At 74.1% G+C, this 24732-nt stretch carries 16 protein-coding genes and 1 pseudogene; 9 read left to right on the top strand and 8 right to left on the bottom strand.

Annotated features, from left to right (window positions below; translation table 11 throughout):
- Nucleotides 1-67: 67 nt before the first annotated feature.
- The 4 genes from treS to CLV72_RS03485 all read left to right on the top strand — a co-directional run bounded on the left by treS (nt 68) and on the right by CLV72_RS03485 (nt 9948).
- On the top strand, nt 68-1789 hold the full coding sequence (gene treS / locus CLV72_RS03500; protein ID WP_170140856.1) for a maltose alpha-D-glucosyltransferase: 1722 nt from the start codon (nt 68-70) through the stop codon (nt 1787-1789).
- A 21-nt stretch (nt 1790-1810) separates the two neighbouring features.
- Nucleotides 1811-3190 (top strand): maltokinase N-terminal cap-like domain-containing protein, encoded by a 1380-nt coding sequence (locus CLV72_RS03495; RefSeq protein ID WP_106239061.1) that lies wholly within the window; start codon nt 1811-1813, stop codon nt 3188-3190.
- Between the two features lie 204 nt (nt 3191-3394).
- Entirely contained in the window at nt 3395-6625 is a 3231-nt protein-coding gene (locus CLV72_RS03490; protein ID WP_146159325.1) for a S8 family peptidase, read from the top strand.
- Between the two features lie 56 nt (nt 6626-6681).
- The gene (locus CLV72_RS03485; protein WP_106239053.1) at nt 6682-9948 is read left to right on the top strand and encodes a S8 family serine peptidase; all 3267 of its coding nucleotides are present in this window, start codon (nt 6682-6684) and stop codon (nt 9946-9948) included.
- 54 nt (nt 9949-10002) lie between these two features.
- Here CLV72_RS03485 and CLV72_RS03480 read toward each other — a convergent pair whose 3' ends face one another.
- Nucleotides 10003-10767, bottom strand: a complete 765-nt coding sequence (locus CLV72_RS03480) for a tyrosine-protein phosphatase (protein WP_106239050.1) — start codon at nt 10765-10767, stop codon at nt 10003-10005.
- 392 nt (nt 10768-11159) lie between these two features.
- On the opposite strand from CLV72_RS03480, the gene glgB reads away from it, so the two are divergent.
- A complete protein-coding gene (gene glgB, locus CLV72_RS03475; protein ID WP_245929838.1) occupies nt 11160-13112 on the top strand; it encodes a 1,4-alpha-glucan branching protein GlgB in 1953 nt (650 codons plus the stop codon).
- Between the two features lie 43 nt (nt 13113-13155).
- Here glgB and CLV72_RS03470 read toward each other — a convergent pair whose 3' ends face one another.
- Nucleotides 13156-13878 (bottom strand): hypothetical protein, encoded by a 723-nt coding sequence (locus tag CLV72_RS03470; RefSeq protein WP_106239042.1) that lies wholly within the window; start codon nt 13876-13878, stop codon nt 13156-13158.
- A gap of 250 nt (nt 13879-14128) precedes the next feature.
- Between CLV72_RS03470 and CLV72_RS03465 the strand changes: the two genes are divergently transcribed.
- The 4 genes and pseudogenes from CLV72_RS03465 to CLV72_RS33855 form a co-directional block, all read left to right on the top strand.
- The gene (locus CLV72_RS03465; protein ID WP_170140855.1) at nt 14129-16036 is read left to right on the top strand and encodes a glycoside hydrolase family 18 protein; all 1908 of its coding nucleotides are present in this window, start codon (nt 14129-14131) and stop codon (nt 16034-16036) included.
- Between the two features lie 98 nt (nt 16037-16134).
- Nucleotides 16135-17838, top strand: a complete 1704-nt coding sequence (gene sppA, locus CLV72_RS03460; RefSeq protein ID WP_106239035.1) for a signal peptide peptidase SppA — start codon at nt 16135-16137, stop codon at nt 17836-17838.
- A 17-nt stretch (nt 17839-17855) separates the two neighbouring features.
- On the top strand, nt 17856-18344 hold the full coding sequence (locus tag CLV72_RS03455) for a flavin reductase family protein (RefSeq protein ID WP_106239031.1): 489 nt from the start codon (nt 17856-17858) through the stop codon (nt 18342-18344).
- Nucleotides 18345-18393: 49 nt separating this feature from the next.
- A pseudogene (locus CLV72_RS33855) lies at nt 18394-18612 on the top strand (DUF1152 domain-containing protein); the annotation flags it as partial.
- A gap of 327 nt (nt 18613-18939) precedes the next feature.
- Here CLV72_RS33855 and CLV72_RS03445 read toward each other — a convergent pair.
- From CLV72_RS03445 to CLV72_RS03420, 6 genes are all read right to left on the bottom strand, one after another.
- Entirely contained in the window at nt 18940-19857 is a 918-nt protein-coding gene (locus CLV72_RS03445; RefSeq protein ID WP_106239027.1) for an ABC transporter substrate-binding protein, read from the bottom strand.
- Between the two features lie 278 nt (nt 19858-20135).
- Nucleotides 20136-21059 (bottom strand): ABC transporter substrate-binding protein, encoded by a 924-nt coding sequence (locus CLV72_RS03440; RefSeq protein WP_106239024.1) that lies wholly within the window; start codon nt 21057-21059, stop codon nt 20136-20138.
- Nucleotides 21060-21152: 93 nt separating this feature from the next.
- Nucleotides 21153-21833 carry an ABC transporter permease gene (locus CLV72_RS03435; RefSeq protein ID WP_106241226.1) on the bottom strand — a complete coding sequence of 227 codons (681 nt, stop codon included), beginning with the start codon at nt 21831-21833 and terminating at the stop codon, nt 21153-21155.
- A complete protein-coding gene (locus CLV72_RS03430; RefSeq protein WP_106239020.1) occupies nt 21830-22498 on the bottom strand; it encodes an ABC transporter permease in 669 nt (222 codons plus the stop codon). Before CLV72_RS03430 ends, CLV72_RS03435 begins: the two co-directional genes overlap by 4 nt.
- The gene (locus tag CLV72_RS03425; RefSeq protein WP_106239017.1) at nt 22485-23666 is read right to left on the bottom strand and encodes an ABC transporter ATP-binding protein; all 1182 of its coding nucleotides are present in this window, start codon (nt 23664-23666) and stop codon (nt 22485-22487) included. Before CLV72_RS03425 ends, CLV72_RS03430 begins: the two co-directional genes overlap by 14 nt.
- A gap of 351 nt (nt 23667-24017) precedes the next feature.
- Complete coding sequence (locus tag CLV72_RS03420; RefSeq protein ID WP_106239013.1) at nt 24018-24707, bottom strand: HAD family hydrolase; 690 nt, start codon at nt 24705-24707, stop codon at nt 24018-24020.
- Nucleotides 24708-24732 lie beyond the last annotated feature (25 nt).

The following is a 24732-nucleotide window of genomic DNA, read 5'->3' as shown; positions in this document are numbered from 1 at the left end:
CCCGGCGCCGGGCGCCGCGGCCTCCGCTCCCGTGCCATCGCCCGTGCCGGACACGTTCACGCACGACATGCCGCGTGATCCGTACTGGTACAAGCGGGCGGTCTTCTACGAGGTGCTCGTCCGCGGATTCCATGACTCCAACGGCGACGGCACCGGCGACCTGCGCGGCCTGGTGGAGAAGCTCGACTACCTGGAGTGGCTGGGCATCGACTGCATCTGGCTGCTGCCGCTGTACGAGTCGCCGCTGCGCGACGGCGGCTACGACATCTCCGACTACATGAAGATCCTGTCGGAGTTCGGCACCCTGGGCGACTTCGTCATGCTGATCGACGAGGCGCACAAGCGCGGCATCCGGGTGATCACCGACCTGGTGATGAACCACACCAGCGACCAGCACCCGTGGTTCAAGGCGTCGCGCGAGGACCCCCACGGGCCCTACGGCGACTTCTACGTGTGGTCGGACACCACGGAGAAGTACGAGGACGCGCGGATCATCTTCGTCGACACCGAGACGTCCAACTGGACCTACGACGAGGTGCGCGGCCAGTACTACTGGCACCGCTTCTTCTCCCACCAGCCCGACCTCAACTTCGAGAACCCGGCCGTGCAGGAGGCGATCCTGGAAGTACTGCGCTTCTGGCTGGACCTGGGCATCGACGGGTTCCGGCTGGACGCGGTGCCGTACCTGTACGAGCGCGAGGGCACCAACTGCGAGAACCTCAAGGAGACGCACGAGTTCCTGAAGCGGGTCCGCGCCGAGGTGGACCGGCTCTACCCCGACCGGGTGCTGCTCAGCGAGGCCAACCAGTGGCCGTCGGACGTGGTCGACTACTTCGGCGACTTCGAGGGCGGCGGCGACGAGTGCCACATGAACTTCCACTTTCCGCTGATGCCGCGCATCTTCATGGCGGTGCGGCGCGAGCAGCGCTACCCGATCTCGGAGATCCTGACCCAGACCCCGGAGATCCCGCGCAACTGCCAGTGGGGGATCTTCCTGCGCAACCACGACGAGCTGACCCTGGAGATGGTCACCGACGAGGAGCGCGACTACATGTACACCGAGTACGCCAAGGACCCCCGGATGCGGGCGAACGTCGGGATCCGCCGCAGGCTCGCGCCCCTGCTGGAGAACGACCGCAACCAGATCGAGCTGTTCACCGCGTTGCTGCTTTCCCTGCCGGGCTCGCCGGTGCTGTACTACGGCGACGAGATCGGGATGGGGGACAACATCTGGCTGGGGGACCGCGACGCCGTTCGCACGCCGATGCAGTGGACGCCGGACCGGAACGCGGGCTTCTCCTCCTGCGACCCCGGCCGCCTGTACCTGCCGACCATCATGGACCCGATCTACGGGTACCAGGGCATCAACGTCGAGTCCCAGCAGAAGAACGCCGGCTCGCTGCTGAACTGGACCCGGAAGATGATCGAGATCCGCAAGCGGCACCCCGTCTTCGGCACCGGCGACTTCACGGAGTTGCATGCGAGCAATCCCAGCGTTCTGGCGTATGTGCGCGAGTACGGCAATGATCGGATGCTGTGCGTCAACAATCTGTCCCGGTTCCCCCAGCCGGTCGAACTGGACCTCCGGAAGTTCATCGGGGTCACCCCGATCGAGTGCACGGGCGGTGTGATTTTCCCCCCGATCGGGGAACTGCCCTATCTGCTGACGCTTCCGGGGCACGGCTTCTACTGGTTCCAGCTCCCCCCGAACCTGGAGAGCACGCACACGCCCGCCGCGCGGACCGACCCCATCGGCGACCACGGCGGCACGGCGTCACGCGACACCTAGAACAGGGCGGTATAGCGGTTCATGCACACGCTTGAGGAGCTCCTGGCGCACTGGCTACCTCAGCAGCGCTGGTTCGCGGGGAAGGGCAGCCCGATAACCGGCGTCACCCTTGAGGCGGAGTCGGTGCTGGTCCCCGGCGATCCCGAGCTGCGGCACCTGGTCGTGGCGGTCCGGCAGGACTCCGGGGTCGACCGCTACCAGGTGCTCCTCGGGCTGCGCGGCGGCGAGGAGCTGCCGGACCGGTTGCGCCACGCGTCCCTCGGCGGGTACACCCCCGGTGCCGGCGGCTCCGCCGGCACCGGACCGGTGCAGGTCTACGACGCGCTGCACGACGCCGAGCTGACCTCGGCGCTGCTGGCCGGGCTGGCCGCCGGCGCCGACCTGGGCGGGCTGCGGCTGCGGCACATCGCCGGTGTCGAGATCGACACCGGCCACACCAGCCTTGTCATCAGCGGGGAGCAGTCCAACACCTCGCTGATGTTCGGGGACGCCTACGTGCTCAAGGTGTTCCGGCGGCTGTGGCCGGGGCTCAACCCCGACCTGGAGCTGACCTCGGTGCTGTCGGAGCGCGGCTCGCCCTACGTGGCGCGCCCGTTCGGCTGGATCGAGGGCTCGGTGGCCGGCACTCCGACCACCTGCGCGCTGCTGCAGCAGTTCCTGGTCAGCGCCACCGACGGCTGGCTGCTCGCCGCCACCAGCGTGCGCGACCTCTACTCCACCCCCGATCTGCCGCCCGGGCAGGCAGGGGGCGACTTCGCCGGGGAGGCGGCGCGGCTGGGCGCGGCCACGGCCGCGGTGCACCGCAAGCTGGCCGAGGCGCTGCCGACCGGCACCGTCGGCGACGCCGAACTCGCCGAGCTGGCCGACTCGATGAACCAGCGGCTGACCCGCGCCGCCGCCTCGGTGCCCGGCCTGGCGCCCTACACCGACGGCCTGCGCGCCGCGTTCAAGGCGCTCACCGAGCTGGACGAGCCGATGCCGGTGCAGCGGGTGCACGGCGACTACCACCTCGGCCAGGTGGTGCGCACCGATGCGGGCTGGGTGCTGCTGGACTTCGAGGGCGAGCCGGCCAAGCCGGTGCCGGAGCGGACCCAGCTGTCCAACCCGCTGCGCGACGTGGCCGGGATGCTCAGGTCCTTCGACTACGCCGCCCGCTACCAGCTCGTCGGCCACCCCTACGCCGAGGAGCTGGCCGCCCCGGCCCGCGAGTGGGCGCAGCACAACCGGACCGCCTTCTGCGCCGGCTACGCCGCCGCGGGCGGCACCGACCCGATGGCGCACCAGGCGGTGCTGCGCGCCTTCGAGTTCGACAAGGCCGTCTACGAGGTCATGTACGAGGCGCACAACCGCCCGTCGTGGCTGGGCATCCCGCTCAGCTCCATCGCCGCCCTGGTGGGCTGAGCCGCTCCGCTCCCGCTGATCCCGGTCGCGCCGACCGGGTGGTACCGGATGTCCAAAAACCGTAACTCGGGCGCCGATGTGACCCATTGCGGTCAATTAGTTCCATTGCGCCATGGTGCGGGTGTTAATAGAGGGGCTTGCCCGCTCCGTCCCAGCGATGCCAACTGAAGATCGGGGTTAGCGATGCGCCCAGGCATGCGACGGGTGGCCGCGACTCTCACGGCGCTCACACTCGCCCTGTCCGTGCTCACCTCGGCCGGGGCCGGCGCGGCCGCCTCGCCGCCGGCGGGCGGCGAGGGCCCACCGGGCGAGTCCACCCGCATCACCCTGATCACCGGCGACACCCTCACCCTCGGCCCCGGCGCCGGCGCCGATGTGCGCATCCAGCGCGCCGAGGGCCGCGAGCACATCGGCTACCAGGTGCAGCGCCGCCCCGACGGCCGCGTCACCGCGATCCCGGCCGACGCGCTCGGCCTGGTCGCGGCGGGCCTGGTCGACGAGCGGCTGTTCGACCTCACCCGGCTGGCCGAGTGGGGCTACGGCGACGCCGGCCGCGACGACGTACCGCTGGTCTTCGGCAACACCGCGGCCGACACCCCTCCCTCCTACGGCTCGATCGGCGGGGTGACCCTCCTGCCGCGCACCGGGCTGACCGCCGCCTCCGTCGACAAGGACGACGCCGCCGCCTTCTGGGCCGAGGTCACCGCCTCCGCCTCGGGCGGCGGCCCGGAGCGGGCCGCGCTCGGCTCCGGCGCCGAGCGGATCTGGCTGGACGGCCGCGCGCAGGCCGCGCTGGAGCACAGCGTGCCGCAGGTCGGCGCCCCGGCCGCCTGGGAGGCCGGCTACACCGGCCAGGGCGTCACCGTCGCCGTGCTCGACACCGGAGTGGACGCCGAGCACCCCGACCTGGCCGGGCAGGTCGCCGCCGAGGAGAACTTCACCGCCACCGCCTCGGCCGACGACCTCAACGGGCACGGCACCCACGTCGCCTCGACCATCGCCGGCACCGGCGCCGCCGCCGGGGCGCCCGGCGTCGCCCCCGGCGCCTCGCTCATCTCCGGCAAGGTGCTCGACGACGACGGCTACGGCAGCGAGTCGGAGATCATCGCCGGCATGGAGTGGGCGGCGGCCAATGCCGACGTGGTGAACATGAGCCTGGGCGGCACCGACGACGAGGGCGTCGACCCCCTCGAACTGGCCGTGGCGGAGCTGAGCGAGTCCACCGGCGCCCTGTTCGTGGTCGCGGCCGGCAACGGCGGCGCGGCCGGCGCCGGCACGGTCGACTCCCCCGCCAGCGCCGACGCGGCGCTGGCCGTCGGCGCCGTCGACCGCGGCGACCGCCTCGCCCCCTTCTCGGGGCGCGGGCCGCGCGACGGCGACCACGCCGTCAAGCCCGACGTGACCGCGCCGGGTGTGGAGATCGTCGCCGCGGAGGCGAACACCGGCGGCCACATGGCCGGCTCGGGCACCTCCATGGCCGCCCCGCACGTCGCCGGGGCCGCCGCGCTGCTGGCGCAGCGCCGCACCGGCTGGGACGGCGCCGAACTCAGGAACGCGCTGGCCGCCACCGCCGTGCCGGCCGGCGAGCAGACCGTCTACGAGCAGGGCGCCGGCCGCATCGACGCGGCGCGGGCGCTCGCCGCCGCCGTCGTACCCGACGCCCCCTCGCTGTCGGGTGCGCTGAGCTGGCCGCACGGCGACGGCGAGGCCGACGAGCACACCCTGTCCTACGCCAACCACGGCGAGACCGACGTGACCCTCGAACTGGCGGTCACCGGCTCCGGGGCCGAGGGCCTGTTCACCGTCGCCGACACCACCCTCACCGTCCCGGCCGGCGGCACCGCGAGCACCACCGTCACCATCACCGCGCCGGCCGGCACCGAGCCCGGCCACCACGGCGCGCGGCTGACCGCCACCCACGCCGGCGGCGCCGTCGCCACCGCGCTGGGCGGCTACGTCGAGCCGCGCAGCGCCGACATCACCTTCGAGATGACCGACACCGAGGGGAACCCGGCGCCGGTCAGCGCCACCGCGGTCCGCCAGGGCGCCGAGGGCGAGGAGCCCTACTTCGTGCAGGTCTTCTCCAGCGAGCCGGGGCCGGTCACCCGGCGGGTGCCGGCCGGGGAGTACCTGATCGTCGGCAGCCTGGTCACCGACCCCGGCCAGGAGCCGCGCTTCCCGCTCGCGCTGGCGGGCGAGGGCGTGACCGTCACCGACCAGCCCGTCTCTGTCTCCCTGGACCACACCGCCGCCCAGCCGGTGCGGTACCTGACCGACGAGCCGCCCGCCGAGCCCTACGGCACCCAGATCTCGCTGAACATCGGCGAGTCGTTCATGAGCACCTGGAACGGCTTCGTCACCTCGCTCAGCCCCACCCGCCTGGAGGGCCTGGACACCTTCTACGGCCACGAGAGCAGCGACCTCGACCCCGACACCGTGGAGCCGATCACCTGGCTGCGCTCGGTCTACGGCACCCGCATGGACGGCATCCCGGCCGGCCCCGTGCTCGACCTGCGCAGCGCCTCGCTGGCCCGGGTCGACACCCTGGTGCGCAGCCACGGCGCCGCCGGGCAGAGCGCCGGCCTGTTCATGGCGCCCGACGTCGACTTCTTCCTGACCGCCGGCGTCTACCCCGTCACGGCGCCGGGCTCGGTGGCGGTCGGCGTCTCCCCCGGCTCCTGGGTGCCGGGCTACGGCTACCAGTACCTGCCCGAGGAGGGCCACCACCAGTTCGAGTCCACCGGGCGGCCGGTGGAGTTCGCCGGGCCCGGCCCGGCCGCGCTGGAGCTGAACCACGCCGCGCTCGGGCCCAGCGGCCCGGCCGGCACCCGGCTGGGCGACGTGATGACCGTCGACCCCTACCGGAGCCTGTTCGTCAGCCCCGACGCCGTCTACGGGCTGCCGGAGCTCACCGAGGGCCTGGTCACGGTGGCGCGCGGCGGCGAGGTCCTGGCGACCGGCCCGATCGGCGCCTACGAGATCGAGGTGCCGGCGGAGGCGGCCGAGTACACCGTCACCGCCGAGGCGGCCCGCCTCCAGGCCGAGCCGGGCGAGATCTCGCCGCGCGTCCAGGTGGGGTGGGTCTTCACCTCCGGGCGGGTGGCCGGCCCCGAGCCCGAGCCGCTGCCCAACCTCAACGCGGTGCTCGCGCCGACCGGCCTGGACGATCGCAACCGCGCCACCGCGCCCACCACCCTGCTCCACGTCCACCTGGAGAACGCCGCCGGAGCCGTGGCGGCCGAGGCGCTGATGGTGGAGGTCTCCACCGACGGCGGGGCGAGCTGGAGCGGGCTGCAGCTGCGCCCGTACGGCGGCCACTGGGCCGGCGAGATCGCCAATCCGGCCTCCGGCACGGTCTCGCTGCGCGCCACCGCCTCCGACACCGCCGGCGCCATCGTGCGCACCACCGTCACCGATGCCTACACCGTGGGCTGACCGCCCCGCCCCCGCGGCCGCCCGGATCCGATGAACCGACAGAAGCGGAGATCCTGTTGACGCATTCATGGAGACGACGGGGCCGGGCCGCCGCCCGGCGGGCCGGGGCGGCCACCGCCGCGGCCGTCCTGGCGGCGGCGCTGGCCGCCGTCCCGGCGGGGGCCGAGCCGGCTCCCGCCGCCGCGGCGGCCGAGCGGGGGGCGAGCCAGGTCACCCTGGTGACCGGCGACCGCGTGCTCATCGGCCCGGCCGCCGGCGACGGCGCCCCGTCCGTGCGGGTGCGGCCGGCCGAGGGGCGCGAGCGGGTCGGCTTCCAGACCCGGCGGCGGCCCGACGGCCACATCGTGGTGCTGCCCTCCGACGCCGTCGAGGCCGTGGCCTCGGGCCGGGTGGACGAGCGGCTCTTCGACGTCACCCAGCTGGTGGAGTGGGGCTACCACGACGCCGGCCGCGGCGACGTGCCGCTGATCCTGCGCAACGAATCCCCCGCCGAGGCCCCCGGGCTGGCCGGGCTCTCGGCGGTGGAGGTGCTGCCCGACGCCGGGCTGACCACCGCCTCGGTGGACAAGGGCGAGGCCGCCGCCTTCTGGGCCGACCTGGCCGGGGCGAGCGACGGCACCGGCGAGGGCGCCCAGGCCGGGCTGCTCGCCGCGGGCGCCGAGCGGATCTGGCTGGACGGCGTCAGGCAGGCGTACCTGGAGCACAGCGTCCCGCAGATCGGCGCGCCGGAAGCCTGGGAGGCCGGGTACACCGGCGAGGGCGTCACCGTGGCGGTGCTGGACACCGGGGTGGACGCCGAGCACCCCGAGCTGGCCGGGCAGGTGGCGGCCGAGGAGAACTTCACCGACGCGGAGTCGGCCGACGACCTCAACGGGCACGGCACCCACGTCGCCTCCACCATCGCCGGCACCGGCGAGGGCGGCTACACCGGCGTCGCGCCGGGCGCCACGATCGTCTCCGGCAAGGTGCTCGACGACAGCGGCTTCGGCTCGGAGTCGGGCATCATCGCCGGGATGGAGTGGGCGGCGGCCGAGGCCGACATCGTCAACATGAGCCTCGGCGGCACCGACGGCGCCGGGGTCGACCCGCTGGAGCTGGCCGTCGACGAGCTGAGCGAGCAGACCGGCGCCCTGTTCGTGATCGCGGCCGGCAACAGCGGCGACGGCGCCCAGACCGTGGGCAGCCCCGGCACCGCCGACGCGGCGCTGACCGTGGGCGCGGTCGACCGGGACGACCGGCTGGCCGACTTCTCCAGCCGCGGCCCGCGCACCGGCGACTACGCGATCAAGCCCGAGATCACCGCCCCCGGCGTGGACATCGTCGCCGCGGAGGCGAACACCGACGGCCACATGGCTGGCTCGGGCACCTCCATGGCCGCCCCGCACGTCGCCGGCGCCGCGGCCCTGCTCGCCCAGCGGCACCCCGACTGGGACGGCGGCGCCCTGAAGAACACCCTGGCCGCCACGGCCGTGCCGACCGAGGGCCTGACCGCCTACGAGCAGGGCGCGGGCCGGGTGAGCGTCCCGGACGCGATCGCCGCCCAGGTGGTGCCGGACGCCGCCGCGCTGTCGTCGGCCGCGCTGTGGCCGCACGACGAGCCCGAGAGCGACGAGCACACCCTGACCTACACCAACCGCGGCGACACCGAGCTGACCCTGGAGCTGGCCGTCACCGGCGCCGGCGCCGAGCTGTTCACCGTCGCCGACACCGCCCTGACCGTGCCGGCCGGCGGCACGGCGAGCACCACCGTCGCGGTCACCGTGCCCGCGGGCATCGAACCCGGGCCCCTCGACGCCCGGCTGACCGCCACCCACGCGGGCGGTACGGTCGCCACCCCGCTGGCGGTCTACGCCGAGCCCCCGAGCGCCGACGTGACCTTCGAGGCGCTCGGGGCCGACGGCGAGCCGGCGCCGGTCACCCTGCTGGCGATCCGCGGGGGCGAGGACCCGCGGGTCGTCGACGTCTACGAGACGGAGGCCGGACCGGCCACCCGCCGGCTCGAACAGGGCGACTACACGATCCTCGCCTACTTCGACCAGGGCGTCGGCGACAGCGGCCTGACGCGCCTCGCCTACCTCGCCCGGGAGCTGACCGTCGGCGACGAGCCGCTGACCGTCGAACTGGACGCCGCGACGGCCGAGCCGGTGGAGCTGCTGCGCGACCCCGGCGACGGCCTGAGCGTCGGCAGCGGCCGGGCCGAGTTCGTCGTGGACGGCGTCGTCGGCATGGGCTGGGGCGGAGTCGAGCCCGCCGTGGCCCCGGCGGAGGTGGCCGGCCTTGAGGCCGTACTCGGCGCGGACCTCACCGACGCCGGACCCGGTGAGCCGATCACCCGGCTCTCCTCGGCGGTCGCCGCGTACTCCGGCGGCCTGCCCGAGTCGCCCGCGCTCGACCTGCGGAGCGCGAGCCTGGCGCGGACCGACGCCACCTTGCGCAGCCACGGCGCCGCGGATCAGGAGGGCCTGCTCGGCTTCGCCTCGGCGGCGGGGCTGGGAGGCAGCGCCGGCTATCTGACGGCCGCGCCCGCGACGGTGGAGGTGGGCCTCACTCCGGGAGTCTGGAGCCCGCTCTACGGCTACGGGTACCTGCCGGAGTCGGACTGGTTCGCCTACGAAGCCTTCGGCGAGCCGATCGACCTGCCCGAGGCCGGGCAGGCGGCGCCGCTGGAGCTGAACACCGCCGCCCTCGGCCCGTCCAGCCGGGTCTGGGTGGGCCTGCGCGTGGACGACACGCTCGTGCTCGATCCGGCTCCGAACCTGTTCGTCCCCGCTGACGGCGCACTCGCCTTCCCGGTCCTGGCCGACGGCGAGATGACCGTCACCCGCGACGGCGAGACCCTGGTGTCGGGCCCGGTCGACGTGCAGGAACTCCAGGTGCCGCCCGAGGAGGCCGCCTACACCGTCGCGGTGGAGGCGGCCCGCGAGACGGCCGGGCCCGGCGAGGTCTCGCCGCAGGTCCAGGTGGAGTGGGGCTTCCGCTCGGCGAGCGTGCCCGGAGGCCAGGCCGAGCTGCCCACGATCGGCCTGACCCTCGCGCCCGAGGGCCTGGACGAGCGCAACCGGGCCAGGGCGGGCGGTATGACCCGGGTGCACGTCCATCCGCACAGCCCGGCCGGGTCCTACGTGCCGGCCGAGCTGAGCCTCCAGGCGTCCACCGACGGCGGCGAGACCTGGCAGGACCTGCGGGTGCGCCGCTACGGCGGGCACTGGGCGGCGCAGGTGCGCAACCCCAGGAGCGGCGCGGTGTCGCTGCGCGCCGCCGCGGCCGACGGCGAGGGCAACACCGTCGAGCAGACCGTCACCGACGCCTACACGGTGCGCTGACGCCGGCGCGGCGGCGGACCGGGGCGCGAAGCCCCGGCCCGCCGCCGCGTGCGCTCAGGCGGGCTCGACCAGGGCGGTGCGCAGCACCTCGATCTGCGCGTCGGTGACGCCGTTGCCGCGCAGGTACCCGGCCACGTCGCCGTGCTCGGCGCGCATCCGGGTCAGCACCTCCAGCAGCAGCTGGGCGGGGGCGTCGAGGTGGATGGAGCGCAGGGTCTCCATCTCGTCCTCGCCCACCCCGTAGCGCAGCAGCCGGGAGCGGGACTCGGCGAAGAAGGGCTCGCCGAGGAACTGCTCGGTGAGCTGGTAGTCGGCGGCCACGATGTCGTCGGGCACCCCGGCGACGGACAGGGCGAAGGCGACCACCAGGCCGGTGCGGTCCTTGCCCGCCGTGCAGTGCACGACGGCGGGGAAGGCGTCGGCGTCGGCCAGGGCGGCCACGGCGGCGGCCAGGCGCGGCGCGCAGTCGTCGACGAGCAGCCGGTACAGGTGGGCCAGTTCGGGGGTGAAGGCGGCCGGCCGCCCCGGGGGGTCGTTGAAGATCGGCACGTGCAGCTCGCGCGCGCCGAGGCCGTCGAGGGCGTCGGGGGCGTGGTCGCGCTCCACCGCCTCACGCAGGTCCAGCACGGTGCGCACGCCGATGTCGGCGAGGGCGGCCCGGCCCGCGCCGTCCAGCCGGTGCAGCGCGTCGGAGCGCAGCAGCGTCCGCCACCTGGTCCGGCCGCCGCCGAGGACAGGGTAGCCGCCGACGTCGCGCACGTTGTAGGTACCGGCCAGCGGTAGGTGGCGTCGGCTGTCGAGTTCTTCCGTGACGGTCATCCACGCGTGCCTTTCGTCTCGCTGGTCGTCCGGCCCCTCGGGGTCGGCGGCGCGCCGTCCGTCCCGGTGGCGGCCGGCCGCCGACCCGGACGAAGGGCACCGGAAAGCACTGATGTGATCAGCCGGACCAGACATCACCGTATCCGCATTTTCCCGGCCCGCTCCGCACCACTCGTACCGCCGCGGCCGGACATGTTCCGCGCCCGATCGGGCAGGGCGTAGCCGAGAGGGTCTCCCTCCCCCACCGCCTGTCGGCGGCGCCCGCGACCCCCGGGCGCCGCGGACCGAACGCACTGCGGACGTCCCGCGTGGTCCGCCCCTCCAGGCGCCCCGCTCTCCCGTAGGTTGTTCGTCACGGGCGGGCGCCCCGGTGGGAAGGCGGAGACGTACAGGTGCTTCGAGATGCGGAGGACACGATGGGCCGGATCGTCGCGGACGGATGGCCCGGCGAGCCGGGGGGCGAGCCTGGGCCGCCCCCCTCGCTGCTGGGCGACCTCGACCTCCACCTGCTCGGCGAGGGCCGCCACGAGCAGCTGTGGCGCGTCCTGGGCGCGCACGTGCGCACCGACTCCGCGGGCGCGCCCGTCGGCACCTCCTTCGCGGTGTGGGCGCCCAACGCCCGCGCGGTTCAGGTCATCGGCGACTTCAACTACTGGAACGGCGACCGCCACGCCATGAGCCACCGCGGCGGTGGCGTCTGGGAGCTGTTCGTGCCCGGCATCGGCGACGGATCGCTGTACAAGTACCGGGTGCACGGCGCCGACGGCGAGTGGAAGGACAAGGCCGACCCCCTCGCCTTCGCGGCCGAGGAGCCGCCCAGGACCGCCTCCCGGGTGTACACCTCGCGCCACGTCTGGACCGACGGCGACTGGCTGGAGACCCGCGCCAAGCGCGACTGGGTGCGCGAGCCGATGAGCGTCTACGAGGTGCACCTGGCGTCGTGGCGGCCGGGCCTGGGCTTCCGCGAGCTGGCCGACCAGCTGGTCGACTACGTCACCGACCTCGGCTTCACCCATGTCGAGTTCATGCCGGTGGCGCAGCACCCCTTCGGCGGCTCCTGGGGCTACCAGATCACCTCCTACTACGCCGTCGACTCCCGGCTGGGCACCCCCGACGACTTCCGCGCCCTGGTCGACCGGCTGCACCAGGCCGGCATCGGCGTGATCATCGACTGGGTGCCCGCGCACTTCCCCAAGGACGAGTGGGCGCTGGCCCGCTTCGACGGCACCCACCTGTACGAGCACGCCGACCGGCGCCGGGGCGAGCACCCCGACTGGGGCACGCTGGTGTTCAACTACGGCCGCCACGAGGTACGCAACTTCCTGGTGGCCAACGCGCTGTACTGGCTGGAGGAGATGCACGTCGACGCCCTGCGGGTGGACGCCGTCGCCTCCATGCTCTACCTCGACTACTCCCGCGAGGACGGCGACTGGCTGCCCAACGAGTACGGCGGCCGGGAGAACCTGGACGCGGTGCGCTTCCTGCAGGAGATGAACGCCACCTGCTACCGGCGGGTGCCGGGCGTCTTCACCGCGGCCGAGGAGTCCACCGCCTGGCCGGGGGTCACCGCCCCCACCGAGCACGGCGGTCTCGGCTTCGGCTTCAAGTGGAACATGGGCTGGATGCACGACACCCTGGAGTACCTGACCAAGGATCCCGTCCACCGCCAGTACCACCACAACGAGATCACCTTCTCGCTGATCTACGCCTTCAGCGAGAACTACGTACTGCCGCTCTCCCACGATGAGGTGGTGCACGGCAAGCGCTCGCTGCTGCACAAGATGCCCGGCGACGAGTGGCAGCAGACGGCGGGGCTGCGCTCGCTGCTCGGCTACATGTGGGCGCACCCCGGCAAGCAGCTGCTGTTCATGGGCGGGGAGTTCGGCCAGGGCGACGAGTGGTCGCAGGACCGGGGCCTGGACTGGTGGGTGCTGGACTACCCGCGCCACCAGGGCGTGCAGCGGCTGGTGCGCGACCTCAACCGGGTGTACGCCGACACCCCCGCGCTGTGGACCCGCGACGCCGAACCGGCCGGCTACACCTGGATCGACGGCGGCGACGCCGCGGGCAACACCCTGTCCTTCTTCCGCACCGCCTCCAGCGGCGAGCGGCTGGTCTGCCTGGTGAACTTCGCCGGCCACCCGCACCACGACTTCCACGTGGGCATGCCCGCCACCGGCCGCTGGCGCGAGGTGATCAACACCGACGCCGCCGTCTACGGCGGCAGCGGGGTGGGCAATCCGGACGGGATCGTCACCGCCGAGCCCAGCCCCTGGCACGGCCAGCCCGCCTCGGCCCGGGTCACCCTGCCGCCCTACGGGGTGCTCTGGCTGGCCCAGGTCTGAGCCGGGCCGCCCGGCCGCGCCCGCGCGGCGCGGCCAGGGCCGCTCAGGGCTGGTATGAGGTGAGGTCGGCCGACTCCACCACCGTCAGGTAGGTGTCGGTGTGGGCGGGGTCGGCCGCCGCCAGGTAGAAGGCGACATCGCTGACGGGCAGGTACCACAGCCGCGACACGAACTCGCCGTCGTCCTCGCAGGCGGCCGTCCACTCGCGGAAGTTCGCGGTGCGGCCGTCGGCCATCGCGGTGAAGCCGCGGGCGCTGATCTCGCTGTCGTCGACCTCGCGGTCGCCCGCGTTCTCGGCCAGGCAGCGCTCGTTGTCGCGGGCGAAGCCGTCGGCCTCGTCCAGGCCCTCGGCCGGCCAGCCGTCGGCGCGCTCGGCCACCGAGGGCATGATCGCCAGCGCGCCGAAGCCGCAGCCCGAGCGCCCCTCGGGGGCCAGGCAGAGGTTGCCGCCGGACTCCTCGGCCGCCCAGCCTTCGGGCACCGCCACCCGGATGCCCTGGAACTGCTGCTCGCGGTAGCCGCTGGGCGGCGGCACCGAGGCGGCGGGCATCCGCCCGGTGAAGCTGGCGTCGGGGCTGGGGGCCGCCGCCGGCGCGGCCGAGCCGCCGGCCTGCGGCGGCGCCTCGCCGCCGCCCGCCTGGCAGCCCGCGGCGAGCAGGGCGACGGCGCAGAGCAGGCCGGGCAGCGCCGCCCGCCCGGCCCCGCGAAGGCGCCGGGCCGCTGGGGCCGAGGAGCCGGCCGCCGACACGAAGGGCGCGGTCGACATACGCATTTCCTTCCGCCTTGCCCAGTCATTACCTGATCCGCCGCGTGCCTCCGGCCCGCGCCCGGCCTGCGCCGATCACAATCGGAACTGGAGTACGCACGTCGGGGGGCGTCGTATGGGTACGAGAGCGCCTGGATCTGAACAATCCGGCGGTAACAATAGCCTACGCGGGCGCCGTGGACCCGGCGTCCGCTACTTCGGGCGGCACCGCAGGCGGCGGCGCGCCGCGTCGGGCGTCGCGCTCGCCTCGGTGTCGGTGGCGACGGCGGTGCTGCTGGCCGGCGGACCCGGCCCGGTCTCCGGTGCGCGCCCGATGGCGCCGCCCGAACCCGTCTCCGAGGAGCAGCCGATCGACGCCGACCCGAGCCCGGGGCCCCGCGCCCGCACCGTCCACCGGATCGGCTACTTCCCGCAGTGGGCGGTGTACGACCGCGGCTACTTCGTGCGCGACGTGCACACCAGCGGGGCGGCGGCGCGGCTCACCCGGCTCACCTACGCCTTCGCCGAGGTCGGCGCGGACGGGCGCTGCACGATGTCCAACGGGGCGGGCGGCGACGCCTGGGCCGACTACCAGCGCCGGTTCACCGCGCAGGAGAGCGTCGACGGGGTCGGCGACCGCTACGACCAGCCGCTGGCCGGCAACTTCAACCAGCTGCGCAAGCTGCGCGAGATGTACCCCGAGCTGAGTGTGGCGGTGACCATCGGCGGCTGGAACGGGTCCCGGTACCTGTCCGACGCCGCCCGCACCCCGCAGTCGCGGGCGGAGTTCGCCCGCTCCTGCATCGACCTGTTCATCCGCGGGAACCTGCCGGTGCTGCCCGGCGAGCCGCAGGGCGGCGAGGGGGTGGCGGCCGGGATCTTCGACGGCATCGAGTTCGACTGGGAGTGGCCCGGCTCCGACGGCCACGCCCACAACGTGGTGCGGCCGGACGACCGGGAGAACTTCACCCTGCTGCTGGCCGAGACCCGCCGCCAGCTCGACGCGATCGAGCCCGAGCTGGGCCGGCGCATCAGCACCAGCGCCTTCCTGCCCGCCGAGGAGCACCGGATCAGGGCCGGGGTCGAGCCCGGGGTCTTCGAGCACCTCGACTACGCCGTCGTGCAGGGCTTCGACTTCCACGGCGCGGAGTGGGAGCGGCGCACCAACCACGCCGCCCAGCTGTTCAGCCCGCCGGGAGACCCCGCCGACCAGGCCGTGAGCGTGCACTCGGGCATCATGGCCTACCTGGCGCTCGGCGCCCGCCCCGAGCAGCTGCTGGTGAACATCCCGGGCTTCGGCCGGGGCTGGCGCGGCGTCGAGCCGGGACCGCCGGCGGTCGGCGGCGGTCCCGGGGCGAGCCCGGAGCCGGACGGCTCCGCGGCGCCCGAGCCGGCGGAGCCGCCGGATCCGGCCGGGCCCGCCATGGGCGTGGTGCACCCGGTGTCCGCCCGCTTCGACGCGCCCACCCCGCCGCCGGACGCCGCGGCCGAGGACCCCGGCCAGGCGGACGGCTCGGCCGTCGCGCCCGGCTTCGGACCCGGCTACCGGACCGGCCGCGGGGGCGCGGCGCGCGACCCGGGCCCGCCCGAGGTCTACCCGCTGGACCCGGCCTCGCTGATCAGCGCGGTCACCGGCGCGCTGCACGGCGGCTGGTCCCGCAGCGGCCTGTACCAGCCCGGCGAGGGGCCGGCCCCCGGCACCTGGGTCGCGGGCTCCGCCGACTACCGCGAGCTGCGCGAGCGGCCGGGCCGCCGCTTCCACGACTTCCTCAACGGCGCGCACTGGCTCTACGACGGCGACGAGTGGTGGTCCTACGACGACCCGGTCACCGTGCGGATCAAGTCCAGGTACGTGCTCGGGATGGGGCTCGGCGGCATCGGCTTCTGGTCCCTGGACGAGGACGACGAGGCCGGCTCGCTGGTGCGGGCCTTCACCGACGTGCTCACCGAGGACGCGGCCGCCTCGGCCTCGCCATCGCCGTCCGCGTCCCCGTCACCGTCCCCGTCTCCGTCCGCGTCCGCTCCGTCCGCCGCGCCGGCGGTGCCCGCACCGGAGCCGCCGGCGTCTGGGCCGTCGGGGCCGACGCCCGCGCCGTCCGCCGCGCCGACGGCGTCTCCCTCGGCGGCGCCCCGGCCCGGGGAGCCGGAGCCCTCACCGGGGGATCCGGCCCTGCCGTAGCGGGGGCGAGACGGCCGGGCGGGCCGCCGGAGTTCCCGTCCGGCCATAGTCGGCCGGGTGCCGCGCGTGCGGGTACGGCGGCGAATATGCTCACGGCTATGGATCCGTCGAAGATCTTCGAACCGCTGTCCCGCCTGCGCCGCACCCAGCCCCTGGTGCTGGAGCTGGACCTGACGGAGGGGGTGTTCGACAACCCGCCCACCGACCCCGTCGGGCAGCTGCTGGCCCTGCGCCGCACGCGGCTCGCCGACGTGGTCGACGGCCTGCGCAGGGCCGCGCGCGACCACCGCGTGCAGGCGCTGGTGGCCCGGGTCGGCGGCCGGCCGATCGGGATCGCCAAGGTGCAGGAGCTGCGCGCCGCCATCGCGGAGTTCCGCGCGGCGGGCAAGTACACCGTCGCGTGGACGGAGTCCTTCGGCGAGCTGGCCGGGGGCACGGTGCCCTACTACCTGGCCAGCGCCTTCGAGCGGATCAGGCTCCAGCCCTCGGGCGACCTCGCCCTGTCCGGGCTGTCCATCGAGACCCACTTCCTGCGCGGCGGCCTGGACAAGCTCGGCATCGCCTTCGAGTTCGGCAAGCGCCACGAGTACAAGAACGCCCCGAACGTCTACATGGAGGAGGCGTACACCGAGCCGCACCGCGAGGCGACCGAGCGGATCATCTCCTCGATGACCGAGCGGCTGGTCGACGACATCGCGGCCGCCCGCGGGCTGGAGCCCGCCCGGGTGCGCGAGCTGATCGCGTCCGGCCCGCACTCCGGCGAGGAGGCCGTCGAGGCCGGGCTGGTCGACGACCTCGCCTACCGCGACGAGATCTACGCCGACCTGCGCAAGCAGTTCGCCACCGTCGACGGCGGCGAGCCCCGGGTGCAGTACGTCTCGCGCTACGTCCGCTCCCAGGCGCTGCCGCCCTCGCTGCCCCAGCCGCAGGCGGCCGGGGTGGCGCTGGTGCACGGCGCCGGCCCGATCATGCTGGGCCGCACCCGGCGCGGACCCGGCACCGGCCCGATGATGGGCTCCGACAGCATCACCGCCGCGCTGCGCGCCGCCCGCACCGACGACCGCGTGCGCGCCATCGTCTTCCGGGTCGACTCCCCCGGCGGCTCCTACATCGCCTCCGACGCGATCTGGCGCGAGGTGGTGCTGGCGCGCAAGGCGGGCAAGCCCGTGGTCGTCTCCATGGGCGACTTCGCCGCCTCCGGCGGCTACTTCGTCGCGATGGCCGCCGACACCATCGTGGCGCAGCCGGGCACCCTCACCGGCTCCATCGGCGTCTTCGCCGGCAAGCCCGTCATGTCCGAGCTGCTGCAGCGGCTCGGCATCACCACCGACGCGGTGGCCAGCAGCGAGAACGCGCGCACCCTGTCGGTCACCCGCGCCTTCTCCCGCGAGGAGTGGGACAAGATCAACTCCTGGCTCGACCGCGTCTACGACGACTTCACCGCCAAGGCGGCCGAGGGCCGCGGCATGCCGGTGGAGCGGCTGCGCGAGCTGGCCAAGGGCCGGGTGTGGACCGGCGCGGACGCCGCGGCCAACGGCCTGGTGGACGAGCTGGGCGGGCTGCGCCGCGCGGTGGCGATCGCCCGCGAGAAGGGCGGCCTGCCCGCCGACGCGCCGGTGCGCGCCTACCCGCAGCTGGGCATGCTGGAGCGGCTGCGCCCCGCGGAGTCCAGCGAGGACCGCTCCGCCGCGATCGGCTCGCTGCGCCTGGACGCCTGGGGCCCGCTGTCCACCCTCGCCGCCCGCCTCGGCCTGCCCGCCCACGGCCCGCTGATGCTGCCGGGCGACTGGACCGTCCGCTAGGTGCGCGGGGAGCAGCGGTGAGCGGCCCCCTCGCGGCCGCCGAGTACACCGACGCCGTCGGCCGCTTCGCCACCGGGGTCACCCTGGTCACGGTGCGCGACGGCCGCGACGACATCGGCAGCACCGTCACCGCCTTCACCTCGGTGTCCGACGACCCGCCGACCGTCCTGATCAGCCTGCTCAGCGCGGGCTACCTGGCCGAGGCCGTCGACCGCGCCGGCCTCTTCGCCGTCAGCGTCCTCGCCGCCGCCCAGCGCCCCCTCGCCGGCCGCTTCGCCGCCGAGGGCCGCCCCAGCGCCCGCCTCCTCCTCGCCGCCGTCCCCCACCACCGCGGCCCGCACACCGGCGCCCTCGTCCCCGACGCCGCCCCCGCCGCCCTGGAGTGCCGCGTCACCCGCCGCATCGAAGCCGCCGACCACACCCTGTTCCTGGCCGAGGTGGACGCCGCCACCGTCCAGGCGGACACCGCGCCCCTGATCCGCCACCGCGGCGGTTATCTGCGCTGAGATCGCGGTCGGAGGTCTTCTTGGTGGCGGGGACGCGCCGGCCGCGTGCGTGCTGGCCTTCGCAGCGGCGAACGGCTTGCGCGGAACCGTCGAGATCAGGGGTGACGGCCTCCCGGTACGCCTGACCGAGCACAGCAACGTCGCCTGGTGGACCGACTTCGCAGCGGTATCGGCCCAGAGTTCATGCGCCACTGCCCTCGCCGACACAAGGACCCTCGACGAGGCGGAGGCCCAGGTGCGCAGGGTCACCGGGACGTCCGAGATCGACTTCGAACGAGAAGGCGCTCCGGCTCGAAGAGCGATCTACCGTCAACAGGAATGCGGGCCGCCTGATCCGGGAGCTCAAGGCGTTCGAGGCGGACGCTTCCGAACGTGGAATTCACTTCGTGACGATTCGAAGGGTCGCCGAGGCACTCGGTCTGACGGAAGTATCGGATCTCGATCTGACGGGGCTGATCAGGGCTCTCGACGGTCAGCGATTCGTATGCGGTTTGTGGACCATTCCGCACTCAGCCTCTCGTCATTGACAGGACGTGGGCATGACATCACCCGGGTGACCTGTGCGATGACGAGGTGTGGACGATCCGCCGACCCCTCAGCCCGCCAGGCCCGTCTCGGTGAGCCACGTCTCCGCCACGTCGGCGGGGTCCTGGCGGTCGGTGACGACCTGGGCCACCAGGGTGGTGAGGGTGGGGGTGTCGAGGGCGGCGGAGACGGCGTTCAGGGCTTCGCGCGCCGTGGCGTCGACGCTCTCGGAGTGGACGAGCGGGGTGACGTTCTGGGCGCCGAAGAGGTTCTCGGTGTCCTCCAGGATGACGAAGCCGTTGGCCTCGATCAGCGGGTCCGTGGTGAACATGTTGCCGGCCTGGGCCTGGCCGCCGGTGAGGGCCTGGGGGACGAGTTCGATCTGGACCGAGGTGAAGCCGGCGAAGCTGAGGCCGTAGACCTCCTCCAGGCCGGCCAGGCCGTGGTGGCGGGTCTCGAACTCGGGCGGGCCGGCCACGGTGATCTCGTCCATGACGGCTTCGAGGTCGCCGATGGCGGCGAGGCCGTGGCGCTCGGCGATGTCGGCGGGGACGACGAGGGCGTCCTTGTTCTCGGCCTCGGCGGAGTCGAGCAGTTCCAGTTGCTCGGGGAGGGCGTCGGCCAGGGCGGCGTTCACCTCGTCGGTCTCGTCGGCGTGCGCGTCGGGGTCGACCAGGGCCAGCAGCGCGCCGTTGTACTCAGGCATGACCGACAGCGCGCCGCTCTCGATCTGCTCGTAGTAGACCTCGCGGCTGCCGATGTTGAACTGGCGCTCCACCGGTACTCCCTCGGCCTCCAGCGCCTGCGCGTAGACCTCGCCGAGCAGGATGTTCTCCGGGAAGTTGGCCGAGCCGACGACCACCGCGCCGGCCGAACCGCCGGTGTCCGACGGGTCTGCCAGCGGGTCGGTGCCGCCGCCGCAGGCGGTGAGCGCCAGCAGCGACAGGACCGCGGGGACGGCCGCGGCCGACCGGGGGAATGCGTGCATGGAGGGCCTTCCGGACGTCGGGGGTGGGACGGGCGAGACAGGGCGGACGCGCATGAATCGCCACTTGGGTGTACCCGTCCGGTGCAGATCAACCGTGACCTGCGGCACGTGCGCACGGCGGGACCTGTCCACCCGGCCCCGCTGGACAGGGCCCGGCGCACGCGCGCACGGCGGAACCGTCCTCCCCCGCCCTCCGAACCGGACCTGTCCGATGGCGCCTGCCCGCGGCGGGCCCGGACGGGCGGCCGGCGCACCGAGGCGCCGGCCGCCCGCCGCTGTCAGGCCAGGCCGGCCGAGGTGAGCCAGTCCTCGGCGACCTCGGCGGTGTCCTCGCGGTCGGTGACGACCCGGCCGACGAGGGAGACCAGCGTCTCGGTGTCGAGCTGGGCGGAGACCGCGTTCAGCGCCTCGCGCGCGCCCTCGTCCACGCTCTCGGAGTGGATCAGCGGGGTGACGTTCTGCGCACCGAACAGGTTCTCGGTGTCCTCCAGCACCACGAAGCCGTTGGCCGGGATGGCCGGGTCGGTGGTGAAGAGGTTCGCCACGCCGATGTCGCCGTCGGCGAGCGCCGGGGCGATCAGCGAGGGGTCGAGCGCGGTGAAGCCGGCGAAGGTGAGGCCGTAGGTGGACTCCAGCCCGGGCACGCCCTGCGGGCGGGTCTCGAACTCGGCCGGCGCGCCCAGGGTGAGGTCCTGGGCGACGCCCTCCAAGTCCTCGATGGTGGTGAGGTCCTCGGCCTCGGCCGTCTCGGCGGTGACGGTGAGCGAGTCCTTGTTCTCGGCCGCCGAGGAATCCAGGATCTCCAGCGAGTCGGGCAGCACCTCGGCGATGGCGGCGTTGGTCTCCTCGGTGGTCGAGGCGGTCGCCTCGGGGTCGAGGTAGAACAGGATGCCGCCGTTGTACTCGGGGAAGACGGCCAGCTCGCCGTTCTCGACCTGCTCGAAGTAGACCTCGCGGCTGCCGATGTTGAGCTGGGTGCTGACCTGGTAGCCGGCCCCGGCGAGCGCACCGGCGTAGATCTCGGCCAGCAGCGCGCTCTCGGGGAAGTTGGCCGAGCCGACGACGATGCCGCCGCCGTCGCCGCCACCGCCCGCGCCCGGCGAGGCCGAGCCGCCGGTGAACGGGTCGCCGCCGCCACCGCAGGCGCTCAGCGCCAGCGCCGCCGCGGCTCCGAGCGCGACCGTACGTGTGATTCTGGACATCTGACCAACCCTTCGGTGATGGATTCCCTGCGTCTTCGACGGGTGGGCGGCGGCGCCCGGTCGGCGCCGCCCCGTGTCCGGCCGCGCGCCGCCTCAGGCGACCCCGCTGCCGCGGCGGCGCAGCCCCGCCGACACCCCGTACCTGCGCAGCAGCAGGAACAGCACGGCGACGGCGAGCGCGAGCAGGACGACCAGCACCGATCCGCCGACCACCATGTCGTACTCGCGGCGGGCCTGCCCGTCGACGATGTAGCGGCCCAGGCCGCCGATGCCCACGTAGGCGGCGATGGTGGCGGTGGCCACCACCTGGATGGCGGCGGTGCGCAGCCCGAGCAGGATCAGCGGCAGCGCGACCGGCACCTCCAGCCGCCACAGCACCGTCCAGCCGCGCATGCCCATGCCCCTGGCCGCGTCCTTGAGGTCGGCGTCCACGCCGCGCACGCCCTCGTAGGTGTTGACCAGGATCGGCGGGACGGCCAGCGCGACCAGCGCGGCCAGTACGGGCACGATCCCGATCCCGGTGAAGAGCACCACCAGGAAGAGCACGCCGATGGTGGGCAGCGCGCGGGCCACATTGGCCAGGCTGGCCGCCAGGAAGCCGCCCCGGCCGGTGTGGCCGGTGAGCAGGCCGAGGGAGACGCCGATCAGCGCCGAGATGCCCAGCGCCAGCGCCGAGTAGCCGACGTGCTCGGCGAAGCGCACGGGGATGCCCGCGGGGCCCTCCCACTGCTCGGGCCGGCCGATCCAGGCCCAGAACTCCGCGAAGAGGTTCACCGCTCGGCCCTCCCGCGCGCCCACGGGGTCAGCGCCCGCTGGAGCAGCACGAGCGCGCCGTCGATGGCGAAGGCCAGCGCCACCGACAGCACGATGCCGACCACGATCGGGGTGGGGAACTGGCGCTGGAAGCCGTCGGTCAGGATCAGCTGGCCGAGGCCGCCCAGGCCCACCAGCGCGGCCACGCTCACCATGCTGACGCTGGCCACCGCGGCGACCCGCAGCCCGGCCACGATGACCGGCACCGCCACCGGCAACTCCACCCGCAGCAGCCGCGCCACCGGCGCGAAACCGACGGCCGTGGCCGCCTCGCGCACGTGCGCGGGCACCTGGTCGAGGCCGCCCACCACATTGGGCACCAGCACCGACAGGGTGTAGACGGTGAGCGGGATGATCGCGGTCCAGTCGGTGAAACTGGTGTAGGGCAGCAGCAGGAAGAACAGCGCGATGGACGGGATCGCGTACAGCACGTTGATGCCGGTGAAGACCGGCGGGTAGAGCCGGCGCCACCGGGCGCAGGCCACCCCGAGCGGCAGCGCGATCAGCAGGCCGAGCAGCACCGGTATCAGCGACAGCCGCAGGTGCTCGGCCAGCTGGGTGCCGATGGGGTCGTCGAGGTGGCTGAGCACCCAGTCCCACCGGACCAGCGGTTCATCGGGCGGCATCGGGCGCCCCCTCGGCCGGGCCGGTGCCGTCGTCCTCGTTGCCGACGGCCCAGATGGCCTCGCCGAGGTCGGTCTGGGCCACCACCCCGGCCACGGTGCCGTCCTCGTGCACGCCGACGGCCCGGCCGGCCGGCGAGAGCACGGCGGCGTCCAGCGCCGCGCGCAGGGAGTCCTGGCCGACCTGGAAGACGTGCCCGTAGCTGGTCAGCGGCAGCTCCCCGACGGGAGTGGCCGGGTCGACCGGGGCATGGTCCTGCGACGGATCGAGCCGGGCGGCGGCCAGCCAGCCGCGCGGCCGGCGCTCGCCGTCGAGCACCAGCAGCCACGGCTCCTCGGTGCGGGCGGCGGTGGCGCCGGCCTCGGCGGCGGTCGCCGTCTGCGGGACCAGGGCGTGGGTGCGCAGCCGCAGCTGGCGGGCGGGGAAGAAGGAGAGCCGCCGCACGCCGCGGTCGTAGCCGAGGAAGGTCTCCACGAAATCGTCGGCCGGTTCGGCGAGCAGCTTCTCGGGCGTGTCGAACTGGGCCAGCCGGCCGCCCGGGCGCAGCACCGCGATGGTGTCGCCGACCTTGACGGCCTCGTCGATGTCGTGGGTGACGAACACGATGGTCTTGTGCAGCTCGCTTTGCAGCCGGATCAGCTCGTCCTGGAGGCTGGCCCGCACCACCGGGTCCACCGCGCTGAACGGCTCGTCCATCAGCAGCACCGGCGGGTCGGCGGCCAGGGCGCGCGCCACCCCCACGCGCTGCTGCTGGCCGCCGGACAGCTGGTACGGGTACCGCTTGGCCAGCTCGGGCGTCAGTCCGACCAGCTCCATCAGCTCCCGCGCCCGCCCGCGGGCCCGGCCTCGCTTCCAGCCGAGCAGGAAGGGCACGGTGGCGATGTTGTCCAGGATGGTGCGGTGCGGGAAGAGCCCGGCCTGCTGGATCACGTAGCCGATGCCGCGGCGCAGCAGCACCGGGTCGACCTCGCGCACGTCGGTGCCGTCGATGGCCAGGGTGCCCTCGGTGTGGTCGATCATCCGGTTGATCATCCGCAGCGAGGTGGTCTTGCCGCAGCCCGACGGGCCGACGAAGACGGTCGTCCGCCCGCTCGGGATGCGCAGGCTGAGCCGGTCGACCGCGACCGTCCCCCCGGGATAGCGCTTGGTCACGCCTTCGAAAGTGATCACTGGGTGTGTGGGTCCTCTCCGGCTGGACGCCTTCGGCGGCCGGTGTCCGCGCGGCCGGGCCCATCGGGCCGGTCCGCCGGGACGCGGCTCGCCCGCTGCGCGGTCCCCCTGATCGCCCCCGAGCAGTGAAACGCGCGTCCGCGAGAAAGAAGCTAACTGAGCCGACCGACAAAGAGGGCATTGCGGGCCGCCGTATCCGGCCCTGTTATCGAACCGTCATCATTGCCGGCCGCCTCCTCGACCCGGCGGCTCCCGTCCGCCGCACGGCACGTGCCTACCCTGATCGGCCGCACGTATGCCGGAGGCCGCCGCACCGGGCCGCACATGGGCTGACCGGCCCTGACGCGCCCCTCAGCCCTCGCCGGGACCGGTCTCGGCGTTCAGGCGGGCGACCAGTCCCGGCAGTTCGCCGAGCCCGTCGATCACCGCGTCGGCGCGGGCCGCCTCGGGCCGTTCCGCGTGCAGGTAGCCGAAGGGGCCGCGCCGCAGCAGCGCCGTGCGCATACCGGCGTCGGCGGCGGCGACCACGTCGTTGTCGACGCGGTCGCCGACGTAGAGGATCTGGCCGGGCGGGCGACCCGCCGCCTCGGCGACCTTCGCGAAGAAGGCGGGGTCGGGTTTTGCCACCCCCCACTCCTCGGAGGTGTGGATCGCGTCGGCGGGCAGGTCCATCGCCACCAGCGCGGGCCCGGCCTGCACCGGCTGGTTGCCGGCGATGACGACCCTCAGCCCGACCGCGCGCAGCTCGGCCAGCGCGGGCCGGGTGTCGGGGTAGAGGTCGTCGGCGTCGAATCCGGTGCGCATCCCCTCGGGCTCGGCGGTCCGCCACCGCTCCAGCTCGGCCGCCATGTCGAAGTCGGGCCGCAGGATGGTGAACGCCTCGAAGGTGGAGCGGCCGGTGGCCACCATCCCGCCCATCAGCGCGAACAGGGTCAGCGGCGGCACCCCGAGCCGCCGGGCCCACCGGGCCGCGATCCTGGACTCGTCGATGATCGTCTCGCCGACGTCCAGCGCCACGCAGCCGATCGGCGCACCGCCCATGACCTGCCCCCTCCCCCGGCCGGGC

Origin of the sequence: Allonocardiopsis opalescens (genome assembly GCF_003002095.1) — a bacterium.
Lineage (GTDB): Bacteria > Actinomycetota > Actinomycetes > Streptosporangiales > Streptosporangiaceae > Allonocardiopsis > Allonocardiopsis opalescens.
This window is presented reverse-complemented; position numbering and strand designations above follow the sequence as displayed.